Origin of the sequence: Klebsiella sp. GN_Kp190, from assembly GCF_040061795.1 — a bacterium.
GTDB classification, from domain to species: Bacteria; Pseudomonadota; Gammaproteobacteria; order Enterobacterales; family Enterobacteriaceae; genus Klebsiella; species Klebsiella michiganensis.
Window position 1 is genome coordinate 1 of the sequence record NZ_JBEAFN010000067.1, and the last position, 26,645, is coordinate 26,645.

The 26,645-nt window shown below is 54.5% G+C and carries 22 protein-coding genes and 1 pseudogene; 10 read left to right on the forward strand and 13 right to left on the reverse strand.

The annotated features are described in order from the left end of the window. Positions 1–283: 283 nt before the first annotated feature. The 5 genes from asnB to nagB all read right to left on the reverse strand — a co-directional run bounded on the left by asnB (position 284) and on the right by nagB (position 6,260). The gene (asnB, locus tag ABLU67_RS24635; RefSeq protein WP_025106390.1) at positions 284–1,945 is read right to left on the reverse strand and encodes an asparagine synthase B; all 1,662 of its coding nucleotides are present in this window, start codon (positions 1,943–1,945) and stop codon (positions 284–286) included. A 278-nt stretch (positions 1,946–2,223) separates the two neighbouring features. Beyond that, the gene (locus ABLU67_RS24640; protein ID WP_004100215.1) at positions 2,224–2,976 is read right to left on the reverse strand and encodes an HAD-IIA family hydrolase; all 753 of its coding nucleotides are present in this window, start codon (positions 2,974–2,976) and stop codon (positions 2,224–2,226) included. Positions 2,977–3,021: 45 nt separating this feature from the next. Beyond that, positions 3,022–4,242 carry an N-acetylglucosamine repressor gene (locus ABLU67_RS24645; RefSeq protein ID WP_025106389.1) on the reverse strand — a complete coding sequence of 407 codons (1,221 nt, stop codon included), beginning with the start codon at positions 4,240–4,242 and terminating at the stop codon, positions 3,022–3,024. 8 nt (positions 4,243–4,250) lie between these two features. Continuing rightward, the gene (gene nagA / locus ABLU67_RS24650) at positions 4,251–5,399 is read right to left on the reverse strand and encodes an N-acetylglucosamine-6-phosphate deacetylase (RefSeq protein ID WP_014228413.1); all 1,149 of its coding nucleotides are present in this window, start codon (positions 5,397–5,399) and stop codon (positions 4,251–4,253) included. Positions 5,400–5,459: 60 nt separating this feature from the next. Beyond that, positions 5,460–6,260 (reverse strand): glucosamine-6-phosphate deaminase, encoded by an 801-nt coding sequence (gene nagB / locus ABLU67_RS24655; RefSeq protein WP_004130458.1) that lies wholly within the window; start codon positions 6,258–6,260, stop codon positions 5,460–5,462. A 312-nt stretch (positions 6,261–6,572) separates the two neighbouring features. Here nagB and nagE point away from each other — a divergent pair, with 312 nt between their 5' ends. From nagE to chiQ, 4 genes are all read left to right on the forward strand, one after another. Next, complete coding sequence (gene nagE, locus ABLU67_RS24660; protein WP_004848836.1) at positions 6,573–8,525, forward strand: PTS N-acetyl glucosamine transporter subunit IIABC; 1,953 nt, start codon at positions 6,573–6,575, stop codon at positions 8,523–8,525. A gap of 177 nt (positions 8,526–8,702) precedes the next feature. Next, positions 8,703–10,370, forward strand: a complete 1,668-nt coding sequence (gene glnS / locus ABLU67_RS24665; protein WP_004848839.1) for a glutamine--tRNA ligase — start codon at positions 8,703–8,705, stop codon at positions 10,368–10,370. Between the two features lie 437 nt (positions 10,371–10,807). Next, on the forward strand, positions 10,808–12,211 hold the full coding sequence (gene chiP / locus ABLU67_RS24670) for a chitoporin (RefSeq protein WP_004130464.1): 1,404 nt from the start codon (positions 10,808–10,810) through the stop codon (positions 12,209–12,211). A gap of 46 nt (positions 12,212–12,257) precedes the next feature. Continuing rightward, positions 12,258–12,590 carry a ChiQ/YbfN family lipoprotein gene (gene chiQ, locus ABLU67_RS24675; protein ID WP_004848843.1) on the forward strand — a complete coding sequence of 111 codons (333 nt, stop codon included), beginning with the start codon at positions 12,258–12,260 and terminating at the stop codon, positions 12,588–12,590. 52 nt (positions 12,591–12,642) lie between these two features. On the opposite strand, the gene ABLU67_RS24680 is transcribed toward chiQ, so the two are convergent. From ABLU67_RS24680 to ybfF, 8 genes are all read right to left on the reverse strand, one after another. Then, positions 12,643–13,938 carry an MFS transporter gene (locus ABLU67_RS24680; RefSeq protein ID WP_048261222.1) on the reverse strand — a complete coding sequence of 432 codons (1,296 nt, stop codon included), beginning with the start codon at positions 13,936–13,938 and terminating at the stop codon, positions 12,643–12,645. 54 nt (positions 13,939–13,992) lie between these two features. Continuing rightward, entirely contained in the window at positions 13,993–15,132 is a 1,140-nt protein-coding gene (tcuB, locus tag ABLU67_RS24685) for a tricarballylate utilization 4Fe-4S protein TcuB (RefSeq protein ID WP_014837817.1), read from the reverse strand. Beyond that, entirely contained in the window at positions 15,119–16,522 is a 1,404-nt protein-coding gene (tcuA, locus tag ABLU67_RS24690) for an FAD-dependent tricarballylate dehydrogenase TcuA (RefSeq protein WP_064391680.1), read from the reverse strand. Before tcuA ends, tcuB begins: the two co-directional genes overlap by 14 nt. 97 nt (positions 16,523–16,619) lie before the next feature. Then, a complete protein-coding gene (gene tcuR / locus ABLU67_RS24695) occupies positions 16,620–17,546 on the reverse strand; it encodes a tricarballylate utilization LysR family transcriptional regulator TcuR (RefSeq protein WP_064358423.1) in 927 nt (308 codons plus the stop codon). 129 nt (positions 17,547–17,675) lie between these two features. Beyond that, positions 17,676–18,128, reverse strand: a complete 453-nt coding sequence (gene fur / locus ABLU67_RS24700; RefSeq protein WP_004130476.1) for a ferric iron uptake transcriptional regulator — start codon at positions 18,126–18,128, stop codon at positions 17,676–17,678. Positions 18,129–18,419: 291 nt separating this feature from the next. Continuing rightward, positions 18,420–18,950: a flavodoxin FldA gene (fldA, locus tag ABLU67_RS24705; RefSeq protein ID WP_004100234.1), complete on the reverse strand. Its 531-nt coding sequence runs from the start codon at positions 18,948–18,950 to the stop codon at positions 18,420–18,422. A 149-nt stretch (positions 18,951–19,099) separates the two neighbouring features. Next, a complete protein-coding gene (gene ybfE / locus ABLU67_RS24710) occupies positions 19,100–19,393 on the reverse strand; it encodes a LexA regulated protein (protein WP_004848855.1) in 294 nt (97 codons plus the stop codon). A gap of 133 nt (positions 19,394–19,526) precedes the next feature. Further along, positions 19,527–20,300 (reverse strand): esterase, encoded by a 774-nt coding sequence (gene ybfF, locus ABLU67_RS24715; protein WP_014837821.1) that lies wholly within the window; start codon positions 20,298–20,300, stop codon positions 19,527–19,529. 184 nt (positions 20,301–20,484) lie between these two features. Here ybfF and seqA point away from each other — a divergent pair, with 184 nt between their 5' ends. The 6 genes and pseudogenes from seqA to ABLU67_RS24745 all read left to right on the forward strand — a co-directional run bounded on the left by seqA (position 20,485) and on the right by ABLU67_RS24745 (position 26,638). Continuing rightward, positions 20,485–21,033, forward strand: coding sequence for a replication initiation negative regulator SeqA (seqA, locus tag ABLU67_RS24720; RefSeq protein WP_004848859.1), 549 nt, complete (start codon positions 20,485–20,487; stop codon positions 21,031–21,033). A gap of 31 nt (positions 21,034–21,064) precedes the next feature. Further along, positions 21,065–22,705 carry a phosphoglucomutase (alpha-D-glucose-1,6-bisphosphate-dependent) gene (gene pgm, locus ABLU67_RS24725; RefSeq protein ID WP_014228422.1) on the forward strand — a complete coding sequence of 547 codons (1,641 nt, stop codon included), beginning with the start codon at positions 21,065–21,067 and terminating at the stop codon, positions 22,703–22,705. 57 nt (positions 22,706–22,762) lie between these two features. Then, positions 22,763–23,181, forward strand: a pseudogene (locus ABLU67_RS24730) (arginine:ornithine antiporter). 322 nt (positions 23,182–23,503) lie between these two features. Continuing rightward, positions 23,504–24,301, forward strand: coding sequence for a DeoR/GlpR family DNA-binding transcription regulator (locus ABLU67_RS24735; RefSeq protein WP_004848865.1), 798 nt, complete (start codon positions 23,504–23,506; stop codon positions 24,299–24,301). Between the two features lie 116 nt (positions 24,302–24,417). After that, complete coding sequence (locus ABLU67_RS24740; RefSeq protein WP_004848867.1) at positions 24,418–25,491, forward strand: erythritol/L-threitol dehydrogenase; 1,074 nt, start codon at positions 24,418–24,420, stop codon at positions 25,489–25,491. A 280-nt stretch (positions 25,492–25,771) separates the two neighbouring features. Then, positions 25,772–26,638, forward strand: a complete 867-nt coding sequence (locus ABLU67_RS24745; RefSeq protein ID WP_014228426.1) for an ABC transporter substrate-binding protein — start codon at positions 25,772–25,774, stop codon at positions 26,636–26,638. Positions 26,639–26,645: the final 7 nt, after the last annotated feature.

The following is a 26,645-nucleotide window of genomic DNA, read 5'->3' on the forward strand; positions in this document are numbered from 1 at the left end:
CCTGTGACCCCATCATTATGAGTGATGTGCTCTAACCAGCTGAGCTACGTAGCCATCTTTTTGCGCGTTACCTTATCGGCGTTGCGGGGCGCATTATGCGTATTGAGCCTTGAAGCGTCAACCCCTTTTTCATCGAAAATGGACTGAACGTAACTGTTTGGTTAGGTTGCGAACAGCGTGGTGCAATAATCGGCAATTATTGGTTATTTATCGTTTTTAACGGCTTAAATAAGGCACAAAACAAAAACGGACCCCGAAGAGTCCGTTTTGAAAACAGCGTCGGTTAGTAGGCCGACTGGTGTACGCCAACCGCGCGTCCCGACGGATCGTTCATTTTTTTGAAAGATTCGTCCCACTCAATCGCTTTTGCTGAAGAGCATGCGACGGAAGGGCCGCCAGGAACGCATTCGGCCGCGCTCGGTACCGGGAACAGCTCTTCGAAAATCTCACGGTACAGATACGCTTCTTTCGAGGAAGGCGTGTTGTACGGGAAGCGGAAGCTGGCGGTTTCCAGCTGCCGATCGGAAATCTGTTCAGCGGCCACTTCTTTTAAGGTATCGATCCAGCTGTAACCAACGCCATCAGAGAACTGTTCTTTCTGGCGCCAGGCGACGCTCGCCGGCAGGTAAGATTCAAAACATTCACGCAGGACATGTTTTTCCATTTTACCGTTGCCGCACATTTTATCCTGCGGGTTAATACGCATTGCCACGTCGAGGAATTTCTTATCCAGGAACGGGACGCGCGCTTCAACGCCCCAGGCGGACATCGCTTTGTTGGCGCGAGCGCAGTCAAACATATGCAGCGCCTGCAGTTTGCGCACGGTCTCTTCGTGCAGCTCTTTGGCGTTGGGCGCTTTATGGAAATAGAGGTAGCCGCCAAATACTTCGTCAGAACCTTCGCCGGACAGCACCATTTTGATGCCCATGGCTTTGATTTTACGCGACATCAGATACATTGGCGTTGACGCGCGAATCGTTGTCACGTCGTAGGTTTCAATGTGATAGATAACATCGCGAATCGCGTCCAGGCCTTCCTGCACCGTAAAGTGGATCTCGTGGTGTACGGTACCCAGATGGTTAGCCACTTCCTGCGCGGCTTTCAGATCGGGGGCGCCCTCCAGGCCGACGGCGAAGGAGTGCAGCTGCGGCCACCAGGCTTCTGATTTTTCCTGATCTTCGACGCGGCGCGCGGCATATTTTTTGGTGATGGCGGAAATCACCGATGAATCCAGGCCGCCGGAGAGCAGTACGCCGTACGGAACATCGGACATCAGGTGGCTTTTCACCGACTCTTCCAGCGCCTGACGCAGTTCGTTTTTGTCCGTGACGTTGTCTTTGACCGCGTCGTAGTCGAACCAGTCGCGCTGGTAGTACTCGCGGATTTCGCCATCTTTGCTCCACAGGTAGCTGCCTGCCGGGAACTCTTTAATCGTGCGGCAAACCGGAACCAGCGCTTTCATTTCAGAGGCAACGTAGAAGTTGCCATGTTCGTCGTGACCCATATACAGCGGGATGATGCCGATGTGGTCGCGACCAATCAGATACGCGTCTTTTTCGCTGTCGTAGAGAGCGAAAGCAAACATCCCCTGCAGATCGTCGAGGAAGTCCGGGCCTTTTTCCTGATACAGCGCGAGGATAACTTCGCAGTCGGAACCGGTCTGGAACGCATAGCGGTCGCCGTATTCCGCGCGCAGCGCCTGGTGGTTGTAGATTTCACCGTTGACGGCGAGAGCGTGAGTTTTAGCGGCGTTATACAGCGGCTGCGCGCCGGCGTTGACGTCGACGATCGACAGGCGTTCATGCGCCAGGATGGCTTTATCACAGGCATAGACGCCGGACCAGTCCGGACCACGGTGGCGCATCAGTCGGGAAAGCTCCAGTGCCTTTTTACGCAGCTCACCCGCGTCAGTTTTAATATCCAGTACGCCAAAAATCGAACACATAGCCTTCTCCGTTACCCTGTCTTGTTTGATGTTGTGCAGACTTCGTCTTATTGCGAAGCCTCAGTGCATGCTTTAGAAAATGCCGCAAAGGCGCGGAGGGCGCAAGGGGTTTACGGCAGTAAAAGGAAATAATGCAATTGTGATTGTCGAATAGTGAAAAAAGAGCACGTTTTGAGCACTTTTGTTGCTGAATATTTAGTGATGGCGCTTTTTTTTTAGATAAAAGCGTTCAGGAGAGGCTTAGAAATAAGAAACCACGTCGCAGGACGTGGTTTTATTTAGAAGATATCGATTTCCGCAACGGAGGGATAAATCCAGGAAGGGCGGAACGGCATGCTGTCGATATCATCGAGCGTGGCAACGCCCGAAAGCACCAGAATGGTTTCCAGACCGGCCTGGAAGCCCGCCAGAATATCCGTTCGCAGGTTATCGCCGACGATCACCGTCTGTTCCGAATGCGCCTGCATTTTATTGAGCGCGGAGCGGATAATCCACGGGCTCGGTTTCCCCACGTAGAACGGCTTACGACCGGAGATTTTTTCTATACCGGCGCACAGCGCCCCGCAGGCCGGGTAGTAGCCGCGACCGTGGGTATCCGGGTTAGTGGCGATAAAGCGCGCGCCGTTGGCGACAAAAAAAGCGGCCTTATGCATCATCTCCCAGTTAAAGGAGCGCGTCTCACCGACGATAACAAAATCCGGATTGACGTCGGTGATGGTAAAGCCGGCTTTGTACAGTTCGTGAATCAGCGCGCCTTCCCCGACCACATAGGCTTTTTTGCCTTCCTGGCGACGCAGAAAATCCGCCGTGGCCATTGCTGAGGTATAAAAGGCGGTATCAGGAACATCGATTCCCGCCGTCGCAAAGCGGTTTGCCAGATCCTGACCGGTTTGAGAAGGGTAGTTGGTCAGCATCACCAGCGGCATCTCTTTCTCGAGTATGCGTTTGATGAATTCAGCGGCGCCCGGCACGGCCACATTGTCGTGCATCAGCACGCCGTCAATATCACAAATTACGTTTTGAATGGTCATGAACTGTCCGACATCGTTGGAGAAAGGCGAAACTATAAAGCGGCTTTAGCTTTCCAGCAAACGCTGGAGCAGAGTCCCGTTGAGCATCGCACGCTTTACCAGGGCAAAAGCGCCAATGGCTGAGCGATGATCGAGCGTGGATCGCACTACCGGTAGGTTTTTGCGAAACGCCTTCAGCGCCTGGGTATTAATACAGCCTTCGATTGCCGGCAGAAGGACTTTTTCCGCTTCCACGATCTCCCCGGCAATCACCACTTTTTGCGGATTAAACAGGTTAATGGCGATAGCGATGGTTTTACCCAGATGGCGGCCAACGTGCTCGATCACCTCACAGGCCAGCGCATCGCCTTTATTCGCGGCTTTGCAGATCGTTTTGATCGAACAGTCATCGAGGGAGATTTTGCTCTGATAACCCTGTTCCAGCAGATGACGAACGCGATGTTCAATAGCGGCATTGGCGGCGACGGTTTCCAGACAGCCGAAGTTACCGCAGTGGCAGCGCTCGCCTAACGGGTCGACCTGGATATGGCCGATTTCCCCGACGTTACCGTTACGGCCAATAAAAATCCGCCCGTTGGAGATGATCCCTGCGCCGGTTCCGCGATGTACGCGCACCAGAATGGAGTCTTCACAGTCGTGGCTCGCACCAAAGTAGTGCTCCGCCAGCGCGAGGCTACGAATATCGTGGCCGACGTAGCAGGTAACTTTAAAGCGTTTTTCCAGCGCTTCAACCAGCCCCCAGTTTTCCACCTGAATATGCGGCATATAGCGAATGACGCCGCTTTCCGGATCGACCAGCCCCGGCAGGATCACCGAAATGGCGATCAGCTCGCGGATTTTACGCTGACAGCTCTCCATAAAGGTGGCGATGATGTTAAGCAGGGCGTGTTCCAGCGTTTCCTGGGTTCTTTCCGGCAGCGGGTAGTGCTCTTCTTCAAGAGTCTTGCTGCTTAAATCATAGAGGGTCAGGGTGGCGTCGTAGCGGCCAAGGCGTACGCCGATGGCGTGGAAGCCGCGGGTTTCGGCAACAATGGAGATGGCGCGGCGGCCCCCGGTGGAGGCCTGCTGATCGACTTCTTTGATCAGTCCGCGTTCAATAAGCTGACGCGTAATTTTGGTTACGCTGGCAGGGGCAAGCTGGCTTTGTTCCGCAATCTGGATACGCGAGATGGGGCCGTGCTGATCGATGAGCCGATAGACGGCCGCGCTGTTCAGCTGTTTTACGAGATCGACGTTACCAATTTGAGCCTGTCCGCCTGCTGTCATACTTTTACTTACTCAGTGACGACCTCGTTACCATTAACGATGGTCTTGGTGATTTTATAATCACGGGTGAATGCGGTCAGGTTAGCGACCATCCCCGGGGCAATGCTGCCTAACTGTTTGTCTACGCCAATGGCGCGGGAAGGGTAGAGCGTCGCCATACGCAACACTTCATCCAGCGCGATGCCGCAATGCTCAACGAGGTTACGCACCCCTTCAATCATGGTCAATGAAGAGCCGCTGAGGGTACCGTTCTCATCTACGCACAGGCCGTTCCGGTAGTATATTGTTTTACCGGCAAAAATGAACTGCTCAATATTGGCACCCGCCGGCGCCGTCGCGTCGGTAACCAGACACAGCTTGTCGCCTTTCAAGCGTTTAGCGAGGCGCACGTTAGCGAAATCGACGTGCATACCATCGACGATGATGCCGCAGTAGACATCCGGCTCGTCGAAAATCGCGCCAGCCAGGCCCGGCTCACGGCCGGTAATATACGGCATGGCGTTAAACAGATGGGTAGCAAAGGTAATCCCGGCGCGGAAACCGATTTTCGCTTCTTTAAGCGTCGCGTTGGAGTGACCGGCGGAGACAATGATGCCGGCGGCCACCAGTTTGCGGATAACCTCCGGTTCCACCCGTTCCGGCGCAAGCGTGATTTTGGTTATCACGTCCGCGTTTTCGCACAGGAAATCCACCAGCGCGGCATCCGGTTTGCGTACGTAGTCCGGGTTGTGGGTGCCTTTTTTAACAATATTCAGCCACGGGCCTTCAAGATGCAGACCCAGCGCCTGGTTAGGATGTTTTTGCAGGTATTCGCGCATCACGCGTACGCCCTGTTTCATCAGGTCGTCGCTGGAGGTGATCAGCGTGGGCAGATAGCTGGTGCAGCCGGAGCGTTCATTGGCCTTCTGCATAATCTCCAGCGTTTCAACGGTGACCGCGTCCGCCGTGTCGTTGAACTGCACGCCGCCGCAGCCGTTAAGCTGGACGTCGATAAAACCGGGGGCAAGGATCGCGCCATCAACCGAGCGCTGTTCGATCCCGGTGGGCAGTTCTGTCTGAGGACAGATACGTTCGATAAGGCCATTGGCGATAACAATCGCATGGTCATCCAGAATTTCATGACCGGTATAAATCCGGCCTTGGGTTAATGCATACATTACGACCCCCGGTTGTCAAAAATGGTTGTCCCGCGGGGGCAGCCGCGGGACGAGACTACATTACAGACCTTTGATATTTTCGGCTTCTAACTCGTTGAAATATTTCAGTGTCTTAACTTTTAGTTCCATGGTGGACGGCTCATCGCAGACCACCACCGCTTTCGGGTGCAGCTGCAGACAGGTAATGGTCCACATATGGTTTACGTTGCCTTCCACCGCCGCCTGCAGCGCCAGCGCTTTCTGATGACCCAGCACCAGAATCATCACTTCCTCCGCGTCCAGCAGCGTGCCCACGCCAACGGTCAGCGCGTACTTAGGCACCTGGTCAACGTCACCGTCGAAGAAACGGGAATTCGCTACGCGAGTATCATGGGTCAGGGTTTTGATGCGTGTGCGTGAAGCCAAAGAAGAGGCTGGTTCGTTAAAAGCGATGTGGCCATCGTTACCCACGCCGCCCATAAACAGGTGGATTTTACCGTAAGAACGAATTTTTTCTTCATAGCGACGGCATTCTGCATCAATATCCGGCGCGTTACCATTCAGCAGGTTAATATTTTCCGCCGGGATATCAACGTGATCAAAGAAGTTGCGATGCATAAAGCTATGATAGCTTTCCGGATGCTCTTTCGGCAGCCCAACGTACTCATCCATGTTGAAGGTGACAACATGCTTAAAGCTAACCTGGCCTGCTTTGTGCATCTCAACCAGGGCTTTATAAGCGGTCAGAGGCGTACCGCCGGTAGGCAGGCCCAGGACAAACGGACGGTCCGCAGTCGGTTTGAACGCATTGATGCGGTTAACGATATGCCGGGCAGCCCATTTACCGACTTGTTCAGCTGTTACCAGGGGGATCAGTCTCATTGTTCACCTCTATAGTTAAATTAGAACCTGGCGGATTGGCGCCAGCATACTATTAAGAGTATCGCAGCAACTGCGCCGAGCGGGGTCAATCCGTGTTGATTTTTTGAATGATAAAATAAGTTTTCGTTGTTAGCCAGTCAAAGGCGGAGGTGAATACGATATTTGGTGACTATTGTCACAAAAAATACCCATTTAATTTGCGAGACGAATTAATTTTTCAGACACTTTGCAGGTAAGTTAAAAATTTAACCAGGTTACACAATAATAAAGTGGCTTTAATGAGCCTTATCGGGGTCTCATAGGGGGAATAAGATGAATATTTTAGGTTTTTTTCAGCGACTCGGTAGGGCGTTACAGCTCCCTATCGCAGTGCTGCCGGTCGCGGCGCTGCTGCTGCGATTCGGTCAACCGGATCTGCTTAACATTTCGTTTATCGCCCAGGCGGGCGGGGCAATCTTTGACAACCTGGCGCTGATTTTCGCTATCGGCGTCGCATCCAGCTGGTCGAAAGACAGCGCCGGTGCCGCAGCGCTGGCGGGGGCGGTAGGTTACTTCGTGTTGACGAAAGCGATGGTCACCATCAACCCGGCCATCAACATGGGCGTCCTGGCGGGTATCATTACCGGTCTGGTTGGCGGTGCCGTCTATAACCGCTGGTCGGGTATCAAACTGCCTGACTTCCTGAGCTTCTTCGGCGGCAAACGCTTTGTACCTATCGCAACCGGCTTCTTCTGCCTGGTGCTGGCAGCCATCTTCGGCTACGTCTGGCCGCCGGTGCAGAACGCCATCCATGCAGGTGGTGAATGGATTGTGGGCGCGGGCGCGCTCGGCTCCGGTATCTTTGGTTTCATCAACCGTCTGCTGATCCCGACGGGTCTGCATCAGGTGCTGAACACCATCGCCTGGTTCCAGATTGGTGAATTCACCAACGCTGCTGGCGCCGTGTTCCACGGTGATATCAACCGCTTCTATGCGGGTGACGGCACCGCGGGGATGTTCATGTCCGGCTTCTTCCCGATCATGATGTTCGGTCTGCCGGGTGCGGCGCTGGCGATGTATTTCGCGGCCCCGAAAGAGCGTCGTCCGATGGTCGGTGGTATGCTGCTGTCGGTTGCCATCACCGCGTTCCTGACCGGTGTGACTGAGCCGCTGGAATTCCTGTTCATGTTCCTGGCGCCGCTGCTGTATCTCCTGCACGCCATCCTGACCGGTATCAGCCTGTTCGTTGCCACGGCGCTGGGTATCCACGCGGGCTTCTCTTTCTCCGCAGGCGCCATCGACTATGTGCTGATGTACAGCCTGCCGGCAGCCAGTAAAAACGTCTGGATGCTGATTGTGATGGGCGTTGTGTTCTTTGTTATCTACTTCCTGTTGTTCAGCGCGGTAATCCGCATGTTCAATCTGAAAACGCCGGGTCGTGAAGATAAAGTGGATGACGTGGTCACTGAAGAGGCCAACAGCAATACCGAAGAAGGTTTAACCCAGTTGGCGACCAACTACATCGCGGCGGTCGGCGGTACGGATAACCTGAAAGCGATTGATGCCTGTATTACCCGTCTGCGTCTGACCGTGGCGGACTCTGCGCTGGTTAACGACGCGGCCTGTAAGCGCCTCGGCGCTTCCGGTGTGGTTAAACTGAACAAGCAGACCATCCAGGTTATCGTGGGTGCGAAAGCCGAATCCGTCGGCGATGAAATGAAGAAAGTGGTTGCCCGTGGCCCGGTTGCCGCGGCGGCTGCAGCGTCTCACAGCGCACCCGTAGCCGCTCAGGCTGCTAAACCGCAGGCTGTTGCTAACGCGAAAACCGTCGAAGCGCTGGTTTCGCCGATTACCGGCGACATTGTAGCGCTGGAGCAGGTCCCGGATGAAGCGTTCGCCAGCAAAGCCGTCGGCGACGGCGTGGCGGTGAAACCGACCGATAAGATTGTTGTTGCGCCGGCGGCTGGCACCGTGGTGAAGATTTTCAACACCAACCATGCTTTCTGTCTGGAAACTGAAAACGGTGCGGAAATCGTCGTCCATATGGGTATCGATACCGTCGCGCTTAACGGCCAGGGCTTTAAACGTCTGGTGGAAGAGGGCGCGGAAGTGAAAGCGGGTCAGCCGATTCTGGAACTGGATCTTGAGTTCCTGAACGCTAACGCGCGCTCGATGATTAGCCCGGTCGTATGCAGCAATAGCGACGACTACAGCGCGCTGGTTATCCAGGCAACCGGTAAAGTGGTTGCTGGCCAGACGCCGCTGTACGAAATTAAAGGCAAATAAGACTCCTGAGTGGCGTTTATGCCTCAGCGGCGCAGCGAAACCTGCGCCGCTTTTTTTACCGCAAACACCCCCATAATCTCCTTCCGATCGCTATTTTGCGTAACTAATAGTTGTCTCTACGCCCTGCTTGTAAGATCATGTGCCGTTATACGTTGTTTACGCTTTGAGGAACCCACGATGAGTGAGGCAGAAGCCCGCCCGACTAACTTTATTCGTCAGATCATTGATGAAGATCTGGCTACTGGTAAGCACACCACCGTTCATACCCGTTTTCCACCGGAACCGAACGGCTATCTGCACATTGGCCACGCGAAGTCTATTTGCCTGAACTTTGGTATCGCTCAGGATTACCAGGGCCAATGCAACCTGCGTTTCGATGACACCAACCCGGTGAAGGAAGATATCGAATACGTTGAGTCGATTAAAAACGACGTGCAGTGGTTAGGTTTCCACTGGTCCGGGGATGTTTGCTACTCGTCTGATTATTTCGATCAGCTGCACCAGTATGCGGTTGAACTGATCAATAAAGGTCTGGCCTACGTTGACGAACTGTCAGCGGAAGAGATCCGTGAGTACCGCGGCACGCTGAAAGAGCCGGGTAAAAATAGCCCGTATCGCGATCGCAGCGTGGAAGAGAACCTGGCGCTGTTTGAAAAAATGCGCAGCGGTGGATTTGCCGAAGGTAAAGCCTGCCTGCGCGCGAAAATCGACATGGCCTCTCCTTTTATCGTGATGCGCGATCCGGTGCTGTACCGCATTAAGTTTGCCGACCATCACCAGACCGGAAGCAAGTGGTGCATCTACCCGATGTACGACTTTACCCACTGCATCAGCGATGCGCTGGAAGGGATTACCCACTCGCTGTGTACTCTCGAGTTCCAGGATAACCGCCGCCTGTACGATTGGGTGCTGGATAACATCAGCATCCCCGTGCATCCGCGCCAGTATGAATTCTCGCGCCTCAACCTCGAATACACCGTGATGTCCAAGCGTAAGCTGAATCAGCTGGTGACCGAGAAGCACGTTGAGGGCTGGGATGACCCGCGTATGCCGACCATTTCCGGTCTGCGCCGTCGCGGCTATACCGCTGAATCCATCCGCGAGTTCTGCAAACGCATCGGCGTGACCAAGCAGGACAACACCATCGAAATCGCTTCGCTGGAATCCTGCATCCGTGAAGATCTGAACGAAAACGCCCCGCGCGCGATGGCCGTTATCGACCCGGTTAAGCTGGTTATCGAAAACTATCCGCAGGGCGGCAGCGAAATCGTGACCATGCCGAATCATCCGAATAAACCGGAGATGGGCAGCCGCGAGGTGCCGTTCAGCGGCGAAATCTGGATCGATCGCGCCGACTTCCGCGAGGAAGCGAACAAGCAGTACAAGCGTCTGGTGCTGGGTAAAGAAGTTCGCCTGCGTAACGCTTACGTGATCAAAGCGGAGCGCGTGGAGAAAGATGCGGAAGGCAACATCACCACTATCTTCTGCACCTACGATGCCGATACCCTGAGCAAAGATCCGGCCGACGGCCGCAAGGTGAAGGGCGTGATTCACTGGGTGAGCGCGGCGCACGCGCTGCCGGTAGAAATCCGCCTGTACGATCGCCTGTTCAGCGTACCGAACCCGGGCGCGGCGGAGGACTTCCTCTCGGTGATGAATCCGGAGTCGCTGGTGATCAAACAGGGTTTTGCCGAGCCGAGCCTGGCGCAGGCGCAGCCGGAAAAAGCGTATCAGTTCGAGCGCGAAGGTTATTTCTGCCTGGATAGCCGCTATGCAACCGCAACCCAGCTGGTGTTTAACCGCACCGTCGGTCTGCGCGACACATGGGCGAAAGTCGGCGCGTAGCTACCCGCCGTTATTGAGAACGCCGCTTACTGCGGCGTTTTTTTTATTCAGAATCAGAGAATTAAATCCTCATATTTTTGCGATGCGAATTAATCTTGTTTACAGATTGTAATAACCGCTTTTTTTAACCCTTTCCATCTATTGCATATAAATATGTAATCGCTTTCATTTCCCCTAATTTTCTCTTTTTTTGCAAGCACTTCACCCGAAAAAAGTGTGACATCTACGACTGAAACAAAAAGACATAAATTATGTGCGCTTTGTCATAATCTTCATCTTTGGTCGGCGAAAGAGATTGATAATTCGCGTCACGAAAAATAGTCTATACCTAGTGGTTATGCGAATTTTTACCGCACCACTTTTTAAGCAGTCTTATTTTATTTTTTTGCGCGTTGCCATTGGTAACCGCACTTTAAAACGTCAAAGAGGATATGCATATGCGTACGTTTAGTGGCAAACGTAGTACGCTGGCGCTGGCTATTGCCGGTGTCACAGCCCTGTCAGGATTTGCAATGGTGCCGGATGCAAAAGCAGAAGGGTTCATTGATGATTCAACGTTAACCGGCGGCATCTATTACTGGCAGCGTGAGCGCGACCGTAAAGATGTGACCGACGGCGATAAATATAAAACTAACCTGTCGCACTCCACCTGGAACGCCAACCTCGACTTCCAGTCCGGCTATGCCGCCGACATGTTCGGTATTGACGTTGCTGCCTTTACCGCCATCGAAATGGGCGAAAGCAGCGAGAGCGGTCACCCGAACGAAATCGCTTTCTCCTCGCGCAATAAAACCTACGATGAAGACTATTCCGGCGATAAGAGCGGGATCAGCCTGTATAAAGCAGCCGCAAAATTTAAATTTGGCCCGACCTGGGCGCGCGCGGGCTATATTCAGCCAACCGGCCAGACGCTGCTGGCGCCGCACTGGAGCTTTATGCCGGGTACCTATCAGGGGGCAGAAGCCGGTGCGAACTTTGACTACGGCGATGCGGGCGCGCTGAGTTTCTCCTATATGTGGACGAACGAATATAAAGCGCCGTGGCACATTGAGATGGATGAGTTCTACCAGAACGACAAGAAAACCAAGGTGGATTACCTTCACTCTCTTGGCGCCAAATATGATTTTAAAAACGACCTTGTGCTGGAAGCGGCGTTTGGTCAGGCACAGGGTTATATCGACCAGTATTTTGCCAAGGCCAGCTATAAGTTTGATGTTGCAGGCACGCCGTTAACCACCAGCTATCAGTTCTACGGCACCCGCGATAAGGTCAGCAACGGCGGGGTTAACGATATCTATGACGGTACCGCGTGGCTGCAGGCATTGACCTTTGGCTATAAGGTTGCCGACGTTCTGGACCTGCGTCTGGAAGGAACCTGGGTTAAAGCTGATGGTCAGCAGGGCTACTTCCTGCAGCGTATGACGCCAACTTACGCATCGTCTAACGGGCGACTGGATATCTGGTGGGATAACCGTTCGGACTTCAACGCCAACGGTGAAAAAGCGGTGTTCTTCGGCGCGATGTATGACATGAAGAACTGGAACATGCCGGGCTGGGCCTTCGGCGCCTCCTACGTTTATGCCTGGGATGCGAAGCCGGGGAGAATGTCCTCGCCTGATGCGTACTACAACCCGGATAAACGCCTGGAAGAGTCCGCCTATAGCCTGGATGCCATGTACACCGTTCAGGAAGGACGCGCTAAGGGCACGCTGTTCAAACTCCACTTTACGCAATACGACAACCACTCCGATATCCCAAGCTGGAGCGGTGGTTACGGCAACATCTTCCAGGATGAGCGCGACGTGAAGTTCATGGTTATTGCTCCGTTCACCATTTTCTGATGCCACTGCGGCGGGGGAAACCCGCCGCAATTTCCCGAGGTTCATGATGAAAAAGTTAATACTTGTCGCCATTATGGCAGCAGGTCTGGTTGCCTGTACCCAGTCGCCAGCGCCTAAGGAAGACTCAAAGTTAAAAGATGCCTACAGCGCCTGCATTAATACCGCAGAGGGCAATCCGGATAAAGTTGAAGCCTGTCAGAGCGTACTGAACGTGCTGAAGCAGGAGAAACAGCATCAGCAGTTCGCGACCCAGGAAAGCGTGCGGGTGCTGGATTATCAGCAGTGCATCCAGGCGCGCAAAACTGGGAACGATCAGGCTGTAGAGGCGCGCTGCGACCAGATCTGGAAAGAGATCCACAGCAACAATACGCCGCGTTAAGCCAGACGGCGGCAAGCAAACGGGCGGAGCGTCAACTCCGCCCGTTGCTATTTTAGCGGGGTATTTCTGCCGGCTGGTAGCCGCGGCCCAGGCGTACGAAGAGCATCGCGGTAGCGGCCAGGCCGCATAGCGCGGCGCACATCAGCCACCAGCCCGGCGAGCTTTTGTCGCCCGTTATCTCGACCAGCGCGGTGGAAATGGCCGGCGTCAGGCCGCCGAAGATCGCGGTGGCGAGGCTAAAGGCCAGTGAAAAGCCCACGGTGCGGACGTAGACCGGCATCACTTCCGTCAGGGCGGCCACCATCGCGCCGTTATACATCCCAAAGAAGAACGAGAACCAGAGCAGGACCAGCGTCATGCGGGTGAAATCCGGCGCGGCGGTGAGCCAGTGCATGACCGGCCAGGTAGTGAGCAGCGCCAGCAGGGTTATGCCCATCAGCACCGGCCGACGGCCTATTCTGTCAGAAATTGCCCCGCCAATCGGTAACCAGATAAAGTTAGAGATGCCGACCAGCATGGTCACCAGCAGACTGTCGCGGGCGCTCAGATGCAGAACGGCTCTACCGTAGGTCGGCGTATAGACGGTAATAAAATAAAAGGTGGTGGTGGTCATCGCCACCAGCAAGGTCCCCGCCGTGATGATGCGCCAGTTTTTGGCAATCGTGCTCAGGATCTCACGCGTGTCAGGGCGATGCTTGCGCTGCAGGAAGGCTTCGGTTTCCTGCAACGAACGCCGCAGCACAAAAATCAGCGGAATAATCATACAGCCAATAAAGAAGGGAATACGCCAGCCCCATTCGGCAATCTCATCGTGGCCGAGCGTTTCATTCAGCGCGTAGCCAATCAGCGCCGCGACGACGATAGCCACCTGCTGGCTGGCGGATTGCCAGCTGGTATAGAACCCTTTTTTCCCCGGCGTGGCGATTTCCGACAGATAGACCGACACGCCGCCGAGCTCGACGCCCGCCGAGAATCCCTGCAGCAGGCGACCCACTAATACCAGAACGGGGGCGAGAACGCCGATGGTTTGATAGCCGGGAACCAGCGCTATCAGCAGCGTCCCGCAGCCCATAATTGCCAGCGTCACCATCAGCCCTTTACGCCGCCCGATTCTGTCAATATAGGCGCCCAGCACTATCGCGCCGATGGGGCGCATCAGAAAGCCCGAACCAAACACGGCGAAGGTCAGCATTAACGCCGCAAACTCGCTCTCCGCCGGAAAGAACGTTCTGGCGATATAGGTGGCGTAAAAGCCAAACAGAAAAAAGTCGAATTGTTCGAGAAAATTACCGCTGGTCACGCGGAGAATGGCGCCAAAGGTACCGGCGCGCGATGAGGGTTGCGTCATAGGGGTTGCTCTCCATTGTCTTTATCTTGTTTTTATAGAGGTAAGAGGAGCGGACTAGTCGCCTGCGACTGCCGCCTGTTTTCCGCGTCGTTTCTCAATCGCCCACTTGAGTAACGCCGCACAGCGATAAAATCCGTGGGCGAATTTTCCGTATGGCAGGGTCAAAAACAGCGCCATGACCACGCCGAGATGAATGGCAAGCAGAATGCCCATCCACGAGGTGTCTCGTCCCGCCAGCAGGGCGAGGCCGGTGAAGCTGGTCAGCAGCAGCAGCAGAATAAAGCCGCGATCCATCGGTTTTTGCCGCGGGTCGCCGTGCAGCGGCGAGCGGCGCAGGTTCAGCCATAGCAAACCCGCCGGGCCCACCAGCAGGCCGATGCCGCCGAGCGTGCCCAGCACAACCGGTACGCTGAAGAACGGGTAGGGGGCCTCCCAGCCGGCGATATAGTGATACCCCGTGGCCACCACGGTGGCGGCGAAACAGAGCAGAAACCCGTAGAAGGTAAAGTGATGGAAACGGCGGCGCAGCAGGGTAAACGCGTCATCGGCCTCGTTGCAGCCCTTACCGTGCCCGCCGTCGAGATACTTCAGCGTGAGCGCATTATGCGAGGCTTTAGCGATGTCGATGGCCTGAGGCTGACCCGGCGAGATCTCGCGCCAGAAGCGGATCACCCCGGCCATCAGTAACCCCATGGCCAGTATGAAGACCGTGCCAAACATCCACGCCAGCAGGTTATGGGGAAAAATCTGGTAGAAATCGCCGGCCAGCGGCGGATGAAGCAGGGAGCCTTTGAGCCCCATCGCCAGCAGCAGAAAGAGGATCAGCCCGCCGACCAGCGCCAGTACCGTGGTTACGCCGGCCCGACGATACAGGCTGCCGAAAGCCGCGGGCTGAGCATAGTGTTGATAGGTCTCCAGGCGCACTTCCGCCATCGCCTTCGGGACATTAATGGCAAACTCGTGCGGCGGCGCGTACTGGCAGGCATGCAGGCAGGCGCCGCAGTTATGGCACAGGTTGGCCAGGTAGTTTATATCCGCTTTGCCAAAAGCCAGGCGCTGGGTCATGGCCGGAAACACGGCGCAAAACCCTTCGCAATAGCGGCAGGCGTTACAGACCTGCATCACCCGTTCAACTTCCGCTTCCGACTCGGTGATGATTTGCGCGTCAATGATCAGCTTTTCAAGCGATTTCATGGTGTGTCTCCTGCTGCGCCGCGCGGGCGGCCTGCTGGCCGGCAATGCGGCCGAACGTCGTACCGATGGACATGCCCACGCCGGCGGTATACCCCTTGCCCAGCACGTTGCCGGCCATCATTTCGCCGGCGACGAACAGGTTGCGGCTCGGCTTGCCCGCAAAATGGACGGCGGCGCGTTCATTAACGTACAGCCCAAGGTAGGTAAAGGTGATCCCCGGCCGTAGGGCATAGCCGTAGTAGGGCGGGGTATCGATGGGCCGCGCCCAGTGGGTTTTCGGCGGCGTCAGGCCGGATGTCGCGCAGTTATCAAGGCGGGTATGATCGAACTGGCCCGGCGTACAGGCGGCATTGTAGCGGGCGATGGTTTGCGCCAGGCGTTCCGCGTCCAGCCCCAGCTGGCGAGCCAGCTCTTCAATGGTATTGGCCTGGGCGCCGGGGAAAACGGGCGGCATAAAGTGGCCGATCGCGTTGCTGTCGATGATCGAGTAGCCGATTTGCCCCGGCTGGTGGGCGACCAGCCTGCCCCAGATGGCATAGCGTTTGGGCCAGAAATCTTCCCCTTCATCATAAAAGCGCCCGGCGTCGCGGTTGACGACCACCCCCAGCGACACGCAGTCCACGCGCGTGCAGATCCCGCCATCGTAGAGCGGCGCCCTGGCGTCAATGGCGACGCAGTGGGATTGCGAGGGGTCGCCAATAATGTCAGCCCCGGCGTCAATCATAAACTTGAGCAGCACGCCCTGATTGAAGCGGGTGCCGCGGATGAGAAAGTTATCGGCTGGCCATTCACCGCGCTCGTTCTGTCCCCATGCTTCACGCAGCCACTCGCGGTTAGATTCAAATCCGCCGGCGGCGAGGACGCAGGTTTTGGCGACGATCCTCTCTTCGCCCGCCAGCGCGGCGACGAATTCGCCGTTATCTAATTCGAGCGCCTGTACCGGCGTGTTGTAGCGGATCTTTACGCCCATCTGCTCCGCGCTGCGGTAATAGGCATTTATAAGAGCCTTGCCGCCGCCCATAAAAAAGGCGTTGGTGCGGGCCACGTGCAGGGCGCCGGAGAGCGGCGGCTGAAAGTTAACCCCGTGCTGGCGCATCCAGTCCCGGCACTGCGATGAGGTGCGGATCACCAGGCGCGCCAGCGCTTCGTTGGTGTTGCCCTCGGTGACGCGCAGCAGGTCCTGCCAGTACTCTTCTTCCGGATAGCTGTCGACCAAAACATCCTGCGGAGCATCGTGCATACAGCGAAGATTCCGCGTGTGCTGAGAGTTGCCGCCTCGCCATTCCCGCGGCGCGGCCTCCAGCAGCAGTACGGACGCGCCAGCTTCCCGGGCGGTTAAGGCGGCGCATAGCGCGGCATTGCCGCCGCCAATGACCAGTACATCCACCATTTATGGCTCCATTACGCTTTGCTTGATTGTTAAATTTGTAATGGAAATGTATGCGTTACGGCCGGCTGGACGCTATGGCGTATTGCTAAAGGGGGGTTTAGTTTGCGTAAAGGCTGGCGCCGGGCCAGCGATCTGACTCAACCAGCTGACGCATGACTTTCGCCAGTATTACGCGGGCCGCAAGGCCTGCCGGAGTCAGTTCATCATCGGAAAGGCTGACGAGAAAATTAGGTCGACTGAGTATCGGATTGTCGACGCCGATCACTCTCAGGGACTCGCTGTCGAGATGGGAAATTGCCGCCCCCGGCTGCAAAGTGGCGCCGAGCCCGTCGCGGACGGCGCGCATCAGCAGGGCCAGGCCGTCGATTTCAGCCACCACATCGACGCTCAGGGCATGCTCCTGGCAGATCGCCTCCAGCCTGCCGCGCAGTCCATGCCCCAGGCTTGGCATAATCAGCGGGATAGCGGCCAGCTGGCCAGGCGAGATGCTCGCTTCGGGAAGGGGAGAGAGCACGTCATGGGTGCCAATCAGAAACAGACGCTCTTCGAGAATAGGTCTGGCGCTCCAGCGCACAAGCTTCTCCTTCTGGAACACGATAGCTAAGTCAAGCTGGCGGGTGTTGATCATGCGTTCAAGGTTACCGGAGAGGCTCTCGACCAAATGCAGGCGGACGTCGGCATAGCTTTCGCGCATCGCGTGAATAAAAGGCACCCCGAGAACGGAGGCGGTGCTGGGGGCCATACCGACGCTGACGTGGCCGGAAAGGCGCGCCTCGCGCGCGGCGAGAACCGCATCATCGGCGTGACGCAGCGCGAGCTGCGCCTGGGAGTAGAAGGCGAGGCCGGCGCTGGTCGGCATTACGCCGCGAGACGTCCGCTGCAGCAGGCGAATGGCGAGTTCGTTCTCCAGGCGCGCCATCTGTTGGCTAAGCGCGGAGACGCCGATATCCAGGTCAAGCGCGGCGCGGCCCATACTGCCGGTTTCAATAATGCGCACAAAATAGCGTAGCTGGCGAAGCTCCATGTCGACTCTCCGTACACGTCAGGATGCACTGACAGTAAACGTATTGCAGCGCGAGAGAAAGAGGCGGCAGATTCCGGGCAAAAAAAAGCCAACCTTCAGGTTGGCTTTTGGCGGTATACGATGCGGTGATTATTTCTCTGCCGCGTCGTGGGCATGTTCATCTTCGCGGCAGTCGCCTTCTGCGCAGTGGCCGTACAGGTACAGGCTGTGGTTAGTCAGGCGAATACCGTGCCTTGCGGCAATTTCACGCTGGCGCGCTTCGATGGAATCATCGCTAAATTCGATCACTTTGCCGCAGTCGAGGCAAATCAGGTGATCGTGATGATGCTGCTGCGTCAGTTCAAAAACGGATTTACCGCCTTCGAAATTATGACGGGTGACGATGCCGGCGTCGTCGAACTGGTTCAGTACGCGGTAGACGGTAGCCAGGCCAATCTCTTCACCCATATCAATCAGGCGTTTGTATAAGTCTTCCGCACTGACATGATGGTTATCCGGTCCTTGCAGCACTTCCAGGATTTTTAATCTCGGAAGCGTCACTTTCAGGCCAGCTTTCTTTAATGCGGTATTGTTGTCAGTCATGCGGAATCTGTCCTGTTGCTAAACGATCTACTTCCATCAGCGGAAGTAATACAGAGAATCACCCGATGTAATGCGTCTCATTATAGAACTGCCATGGTGAAATGAAAACTGCAAGCATCGGGCCTTGTATGCTGTCAAAAACGAGGCACTCGCTACAAAGTGCTTCACGCGACCCCGTTAAATCAGAGGACATTGTACAGATATGTGATTAAAAGTTAAAAACTTGTAGCTATAACTTTGATTGCTTTTATCTATCAATTCGGCGAAACCTGAGGATTACGCCGTTCAGACTCAGGCATTCTTGATTTCTTCGAGGTGCAGCTCTTCAGAAATCTGTTTTACCCATTTTTCCACGCGTTCGTTAGTCAGCTCAGGCTGACGGTCTTCGTCAATGGCCAGGCCAACAAAGTGATCGTCATCGGCCAGGCCTTTAGAGGCTTCAAAATGGTAGCCGGCGGTCGGCCAATGGCCAACGATAGTTGCGCCGCGCGGTTCGATGATATCGCGGATAGTCCCCAGCGCATCACAGAAGTATTCAGCATAGTCCTCCTGATCGCCACAGCCAAACAGAGCCACCAGTTTGCCATTGAAATCGATCTCTTCCAGCGTCGGGAAAAAATCGTCCCAGTCGCACTGGGCTTCGCCGTAGTACCAGGTGGGAATGCCGAGCAGCAGGATATCGTGAGCTTCCAGATCCTCTTTGCTGCTTTTGGCAATGTCGTGAACATCAGCAACGTCTTTACCAAGCTGCTTTTGGATCATTTTTGCAATATTTTCGGTGTTGCCGGTGTCGCTGCCAAAAAAGATGCCGATGATTGCCATGAGTAAAATAACCTCTTGAAACTTAATGATGTGGTAGTGGCGTAATGCCCGCAGATAGGGGCAATGATAGCAGAACTGAGAAGGGCGCGGAAACAGCAATCACGCCCAACTGCACACTCTGCTACACGAAAGCTTATTTTTTGAGGGTTTTAGGCTTTATCCTGGCCGCGCAGGGCTGCCAGCTGGTTCATCAGCATCTCTTCGATGAGATCGCTGCGGTTCATGTTACGGGCTTCGGCCAGCTCATTAAGCGCATCGACAGCATCGGCATTGAGCTTTAGCTCCACGCGCTTCAGACCGCGACTCTTATCGCGTTTAAGCTGATTGCGTTTGTTGATGCGCAGCTGTTCATCGCGCGAAAGCGGATTCGTTTTCGGTCTACCCGGCCGACGCTCAGTTGCGAACAAATCTAATGTCGTACGGTCCGTTTGTTCTTTTGCCATGATTCAGAGTGACTTCGGGGGAAACAAGCTATCGGGCATAGCCGACGCAGACAGCGCGCCATAATACATCAGGCGACGGGCTGCGCCAACGGCCGCGGGCATTAAGCCGCGCGGTCGAGTATATTTTAGGCAGTTATGCGGCGATAGAGGTCAAATAACGACGGATCGCGCGGATAACGGCCTCCGGTTTTTCTGCATGCACCCAGTGCCCGGCGCCGGCGATAACGTGCGCGCGCGCCTGGGGAAACTGAGCTAATAAAGTCTCGCGGTAGGCATCGGTGACGTAGGGGGAGTTGCCGCCCGGGATAAACAGCGCCGGATGCGGCCAGGGCGGAACGGTTTGCCAGCCGACGATATTATCGTACTGCTCCCACAGCACCGGTACGTTAAACCGCCACTGGCCGTCCACGAAAGATTTTAACAGAAACTGAATCACGCCCTCTTCGTTAAGGTGCTGGCGCATGACCGTCGCCGCCTGCTGACGCGTAGCGGCCCCCGCGTCGGTGACGGCATTGATGGCGGCGAAGATTTCATCATGGCGGCGGACGTGATAATCCACCGGGGCGATATCAATGGCGACCAGGCCCGCGATGCGCTCCGGGGCCAGCGCGCTCAGCGCCATCACCGCTTTACCGCCCATTGAGTGACCAATAAAGGTGGCTTTCTCAATCTGTGATTCATTGAGAATATCAAGCAGATCCTGGGCCATCGCGGGATAGGTCATGTCAGGCGAGCGTGGCGAAAGGCCGTGGTTTCGCATGTCGACCTGGATAATATCGCGATCGAGAACCAGATCGCGGGCGAGGATCCCAAGATTATCCAGGCTGCCAAAAAGGCCGTGGACCAGGACGATAGGGGGATTATTGTGCGGATTCTGTGCAGATTGCGCTCGGCTATTTAATTTCATGGCAAAGTTCTTTTTTTCGCTCCGTCGGGTTAGGGTATTATGTTGGACATTCTGCCATCCGGCTGCAAGACCCGGAAGATATCCGAGTTTTACCGCCATCCTGGTTTGACGCTATCCGCGGTTGGGATTTGTCCCTATAATCCCGACAACTTGTATTCAGAAAAAGATATCGCACTGGATTAAGATGAAAACAATTGAAGTTGATGATGAACTCTATAGCTATATTGCCAGCCACACCAAGCATATTGGCGAGAGCGCATCCGACATTTTACGGCGCATGTTGAAGTTTTCCGCCGTTTCCCAGCCTGTCGCACCGGTAGCGAAAGCCGCTCCGGCCCCTGCGCCAACGCCTGTCGTTGAAGTGAAACCCGCCAATCCTCTGAAAGATAAAGTTCGCGCTATGCGTGAGCTGCTGTTATCTGATGAGTACGCCGAACAAAAGCGCGCGGTAAACCGTTTCATGCTGGTTCTGACCACCCTCTACGCCTTAGACAGCAAAGCGTTTGCCGAGGCGACCGAGTCCCTGCACGGGCGCACCCGCGTTTATTTCGCTGAGGATGAACGCACGCTGCAGAAAAACGGTAATCAGACGAAACCTAAGCAGGTACCGGGAACGCCGTGGTGGGTCATTACAAATACCAATACCGGTCGCAAATGCAGCATGATCGAACATATCATGCAGTCAATGCAGTTCCCTGCGGAATTGATCGAAAAGGTTTGCGGTACGATCTAGTTAGTTAACTTTGCACCAGAAGGATCAGGCAATGGCAATCGATAAGCGCGCGGGTCAACCTGCGCAACAGAGTGATTTGATTAACGTCGCCCAACTGACTGCCCAGTACTATGTGCTGAAGCCGGAAGTTGGCAACGCGGAACATGCAGTGAAGTTTGGCACCTCCGGTCACCGCGGCAGCGCGGCGCGCCACAACTTCAACGAGCAGCATATTCTGGCGATTGCTCAGGCAATTGCTGAAGATCGCGCGAAGAACGGGATCACCGGCCCATGCTATGTCGGTAAGGACACTCACGCACTCTCCGAACCGGCTTTCATTTCCGTACTGGAAGTGCTGGCGGCGAACGGCGTTGACGTCATCGTTCAGGAAAACAACGGCTTCACCCCGACGCCGGCGATTTCCAATGCGATTCTGGTGCACAACAAGAAGGGCGGCCCGCTGGCTGACGGTATTGTTATCACGCCATCCCACAACCCGCCGGAAGACGGTGGTATCAAGTACAACCCGCCTAACGGCGGCCCGGCGGATACCAACGTGACTAAGGTGGTAGAGAATCGCGCCAACGAACTGCTGGCTGCCGGTCTGCAGGGCGTGAAGCGTATTTCTCTTGATGCGGCGCTGGCCTCCGGCCACGTCACAGAGCAGGATCTGGTGCAGCCGTTTATTGAAGGGCTGGCGGATATCGTCGATATGGCGGCGATCCAGAAAGCCGGACTGACGCTGGGCGTCGATCCGCTGGGCGGCTCCGGTATCGAATACTGGAAGCGTATCGCTGAGCATTACAATCTCAACCTGACCATCGTTAACGACCACGTCGATCAGACCTTCCGCTTTATGCACCTCGATAAAGACGGCGCAATCCGCATGGACTGCTCCTCCGAGTGCGCGATGGCGGGCCTGCTGGCGCTGCGCGACAAGTTTGACCTGGCCTTCGCCAATGACCCGGATTACGACCGTCACGGTATCGTCACGCCGGCCGGGTTAATGAACCCGAACCACTACCTGGCGGTGGCGATTAACTACCTGTTCCAGCATCGCCCGCAGTGGGGCAAAGATGTGGCTGTCGGTAAAACCCTGGTCTCCTCGGCGATGATTGACCGCGTAGTCAACGATCTGGGGCGCAAACTGGTGGAAGTACCGGTTGGCTTTAAGTGGTTCGTTGACGGCCTGTTTGACGGCAGCTTCGGCTTCGGCGGCGAAGAGAGCGCGGGGGCGTCGTTCCTGCGCTTTGACGGCACGCCGTGGTCGACCGACAAAGACGGCATCATCATGTGCCTGCTGGCGGCGGAAATCACCGCAGTCACCGGCAAAAACCCGCAGCAGCACTACGACGAGCTGGCAGAGCGCTTTGGTGCGCCAAGCTACAACCGTCTGCAGGCTTCCGCGACGTCTGCCCAGAAAGCGGCGCTGTCTAAGCTCTCCCCGGAAATGGTGAGCGCCAGCACCCTGGCAGGCGATCCGATTACCGCGCGTCTGACCGCGGCGCCGGGCAACGGGGCGGCGATTGGCGGTCTGAAGGTGATGACCGACAACGGCTGGTTTGCCGCGCGTCCGTCAGGTACCGAAGATGCCTATAAAATCTACTGCGAAAGCTTCCTCGGCGCTGAACATCGTCAGCAGATTGAGAAAGAAGCGGTAGAGATTGTCAGCGAAGTGTTGAAAAACGCGTAATTGACCGCACGATAAACAGGCCCTTTTCAGGGCCTGTTTTTTTTCGCAGGGATAGCGATGAATCTGGAACGAAAGAAGGTTTTTTGGTTTTGGGGTGGGATGGATCTCTTTTATCTCTTGCAGTTTATTGGCTGGAACATCTACCACCGGCGAGTACCGCTTTACGACGATATCCTCTCTTTTTACCGCTGCTGCAAACCTGGGGCTCCGCGGCCGCCTGGCTGTTTACCCTTCATTTTATTCTGACTATCAGCATTCCCGCGTCGATGATTCTCTTCTGGCGCCAGAGCCGCTATGCGCCGTGGCTGGCCTATGCGCAGACGCCGCTGCGTCTGGCCTTTATGCTCCCGTCGCTTTCGCTGGTGGTCTGGCTGGCGCAGGCGGTGGCGTTGAAAAGCGCGGCCTTCTTTATTGCTCTGCTGCTGGTCTCAGAGGCGGCAAAAGTCGTGACATTATGGCGATGCCGCAAGGTTTGACGTTATGTGTTATCCAGACGGCACAGGCCTGGCGGATATTACGCTGACTGAATCGGGCATAAACGGGTATTATTGCTTTGACCGGGTTTGCCCGTTTTAGCGAATATACGGCTAAAGCAAACGAACAATCACGGCTAATTCTGCGATTTTAATCACAAATTTATTCCATCCGAAATGAAAGTTGCCTCATATATATGATCAACTTCAAACTAAAAAAAGCTAAAAACTTGTTTTGATTTTGTATGATTTATGTCACTTACTGATATGGACGATTTTGTTATATTTATGTCATTAAATCCTGAATGCTTTCTTGAGAACGTCTATGTTACAAGTTAAACGTCATTCATTAATTGTGGAATATGTCGTAGAAAAAGGATGCGCCAGAGTTAATGAGCTCTCACAGATATTCGGTGTATCTCCAGAAACCATTCGCCGGGATTTAACCGCGCTGGCGAGAAATAAAAAAATAGTTCGCAGCTTTGGCGGTGCAATGATTTCTGAAAATAATGCATCATTTTTAGCTGCCGATACGCCGACAAATCACGGGAACTTTGTCGATAAAGCCGAGGCCTTTATTAAGCGCACCAAAGAGCAGCCGGAACGTAAGATGCGTATTGCTAAAGGCGCGCTGCAGTTTATTCATGAGCATGAGTGCATTATCATGGATAATAGCAGCTCCTGCTGGTTTTTAGCGCGCCAGCTGCCTGACATCGAGCTGACCGTGATTACCAATTCTTTGAATATCATTCAAACCTTAGCCTGTCGTAAGAAAATAAGAATAGTTAGCGTTGGGGGTGAATATTCTGAGCGCCACGGTGATTTTCACGGTCCGGTCGCCGAGTTCATTATCAACAACTTTAAGGTCAATAAGCTGTTTTTTTCTTGCCAGGGTCTCGACGCCGGGCTGGAAATAAAAGACAGCAATGAAGTCAACGTCCGGCTGAAGCAGGAGATGCTGAAAGTTGCCGATCAAAAAATCCTGATGGTCGATAGCAGTAAGTTTGAACGCTATTCACTCTATAAAATATGCGATCTGGCGGATATTGATGTGTTGATCACTAACGAATTACCAGCTGATACCTATCGCCAGCACCAGGTACATATTGTCGAGACTAAATAGCCGCTCTGCCAGATATTCTACCGGCATTATTATTGAATAGTCCTTGTGCCCGATGGAGGGGTATTGCGCCAGCAATACCATCCCTCTTCATTATTTATCCGAAAAAGAGGTTTACGATGGAACAATTACCTGAAGATATGAAAGCGGTTGTCTGCCATGGTCCCCAGGATTATCGCTTTGAGAAAATTCCCCGCCCGGTCGCCAAAGAAAAGGAAGTGGTCATTAAGGTTGACGGGTGTGGAATCTGCGCCGGCGACTGCAAGGCCCAGGACGGCGCGCCGATGTTCTGGGGCGATAATCCGTGGGTGAAAACGCCGGTGGTGCCCGGCCATGAGTTTTACGGTCGGGTTGCCGAATTAGGCCCGGGCTCCGCTGAAAAATATCAATTAAAAATTGGCGATCGCATCCTGGCTGAACAGATTGTCCCCTGCCATGAGTGCCGTTTCTGTAAAACCGGCAAATACTGGATGTGCGAAACCCATGATATTTACGGTTTCCAGAAGGATGTCGCCGATGGCGGTATGGCTGAATATATGCGTTTTTCCGAACGGGCGATTATTCACAAAATTCCTGAATCATTAAGTGAAGAAGATGCCGCGCTGATCGAACCTATGGCCTGCGCAATCCACACGGTACGCCGCGGTGATATCGAACTGGATGATGTGGTTGTTATCGCCGGCGCCGGGCCGCTGGGGCTGTGTATGGTGCAGGTCGCTCATCTGAAAACGCCGAAGAAACTGGTGGTCATCGACACGATGGACGACCGCCTGGCGCTGGCGAAAGCGTTTGGCGCCGACGTGGTCATCAATGCGGCGCAAGAGGACGCCATCGCTATCGTAAAATCCATGACCGATGGTTACGGCTGCGATGTGTATATCGAAGCGACGGGCGCCCCTATCGGCGTGACCCAGGGTCTGGAGATGATTCGTAAGCTGGGACGCTTCGTTGAGTTCAGCGTGTTTGGTAAAGAAACGACCGCCGACTGGTCGATTATTGGCGACCGTAAAGAGCTGGATATCCGCGGCGCGCATCTGGGGCCTTACAGCTATGAAATCGCCATCGATCTCTTTGCGCGCGGTCTGCTGACCGCCAAAGGCGTGGTGACGCATTTCTATTCTATTGATGAGTGGAAAGCCGCTTTTGAGATGGCTAAATCGCTCGATTCGATTAAGGTCGTCATTAAGCCATAAATTTTTTAACTAGTTAAGTTCGTCATTTTTAATTATTACGCAAATGACCGCTGATGGCTGTTCATTAAATACTGGATTTCAATCATGGGGATAACTGAGAACAATATCAGTGGCTTCTGGCTATCTGCCAGCGGCGTATTTATTGCTCAGTATATCAGGCAGCATCCGTACCATGAAAACGCTGATAAATAAATTTTATTTCTCAGCGCATTACTCAATAAGGAGATAGTGAATGCCTGTAAAATTTAAGACTAAAGCAATACTCTCAGGACTTCTTGCGATGAGCATGGTTGCCTGCGTTAATGCCAAACCTTTGACTATCGGTATGTCGTTCCAGGAATTGAATAACGAATATTTCGTCACCATGAAAGAGTCGCTTGAGCAGTCGGCAAAAGATATTAACGCCACCGTCTATACAGCGGATGCGGCGCATGATGTCTCCAAGCAGATTAGCGACGTTGAGGATATGCTGCAAAAGAAAATAGATATTTTGCTGATTAACCCGGCTGATAGCGTCGGTGCGGAAACCGCCGTGCTGGCCGCTAAAAAAGCCGGCGTGGTGGTGGTGGCGATAGATGCTCAGGCTAATGGCCCGATCGATTCTTTTGTCGGCTCAAAAAACTATGATGCGGGCTTTATTGCCGGGGAACACTTAGCCAAAGCGCTAGGTGATAAAGGCAACGTAGCGATTCTCGACGGGATTCCGGTGGTACCTATTCTGGAGCGCGTGCGCGGCTTTGAAGATGCGATGAAAAAGCATCCCAATATTAAAGTGATTACCAAACTGAATGGTAAACAAGAGCGCGATACCTCCATGAGCGTGACGGAAAATATGCTGCAATCCAACCCGACGCTCAACGGTATTTTTAGCGTGAATGATGTTGGCTCACTCGGCGCTCTGGCGGCGATTCAGGCATCAGGGCGCGATGTGAAGCTGGTGAGCGTTGATGGTTCTCCGGAAGCGGTCGCTGAAATTGCTAAAGGTAATACGCCGTTTATTGCCACCGCCGCTCAGTTCCCGCGCGATCAGCTGCGTATTGGTTTAGGTATTGCCCTGGCCAAACATTGGGGGGCGAATATTCCTAAAGAGATCCCTGTTGATGTGAAACTTATCGATAAAACCAACGCCAAAGATTTCCACTGGTAATCGCATT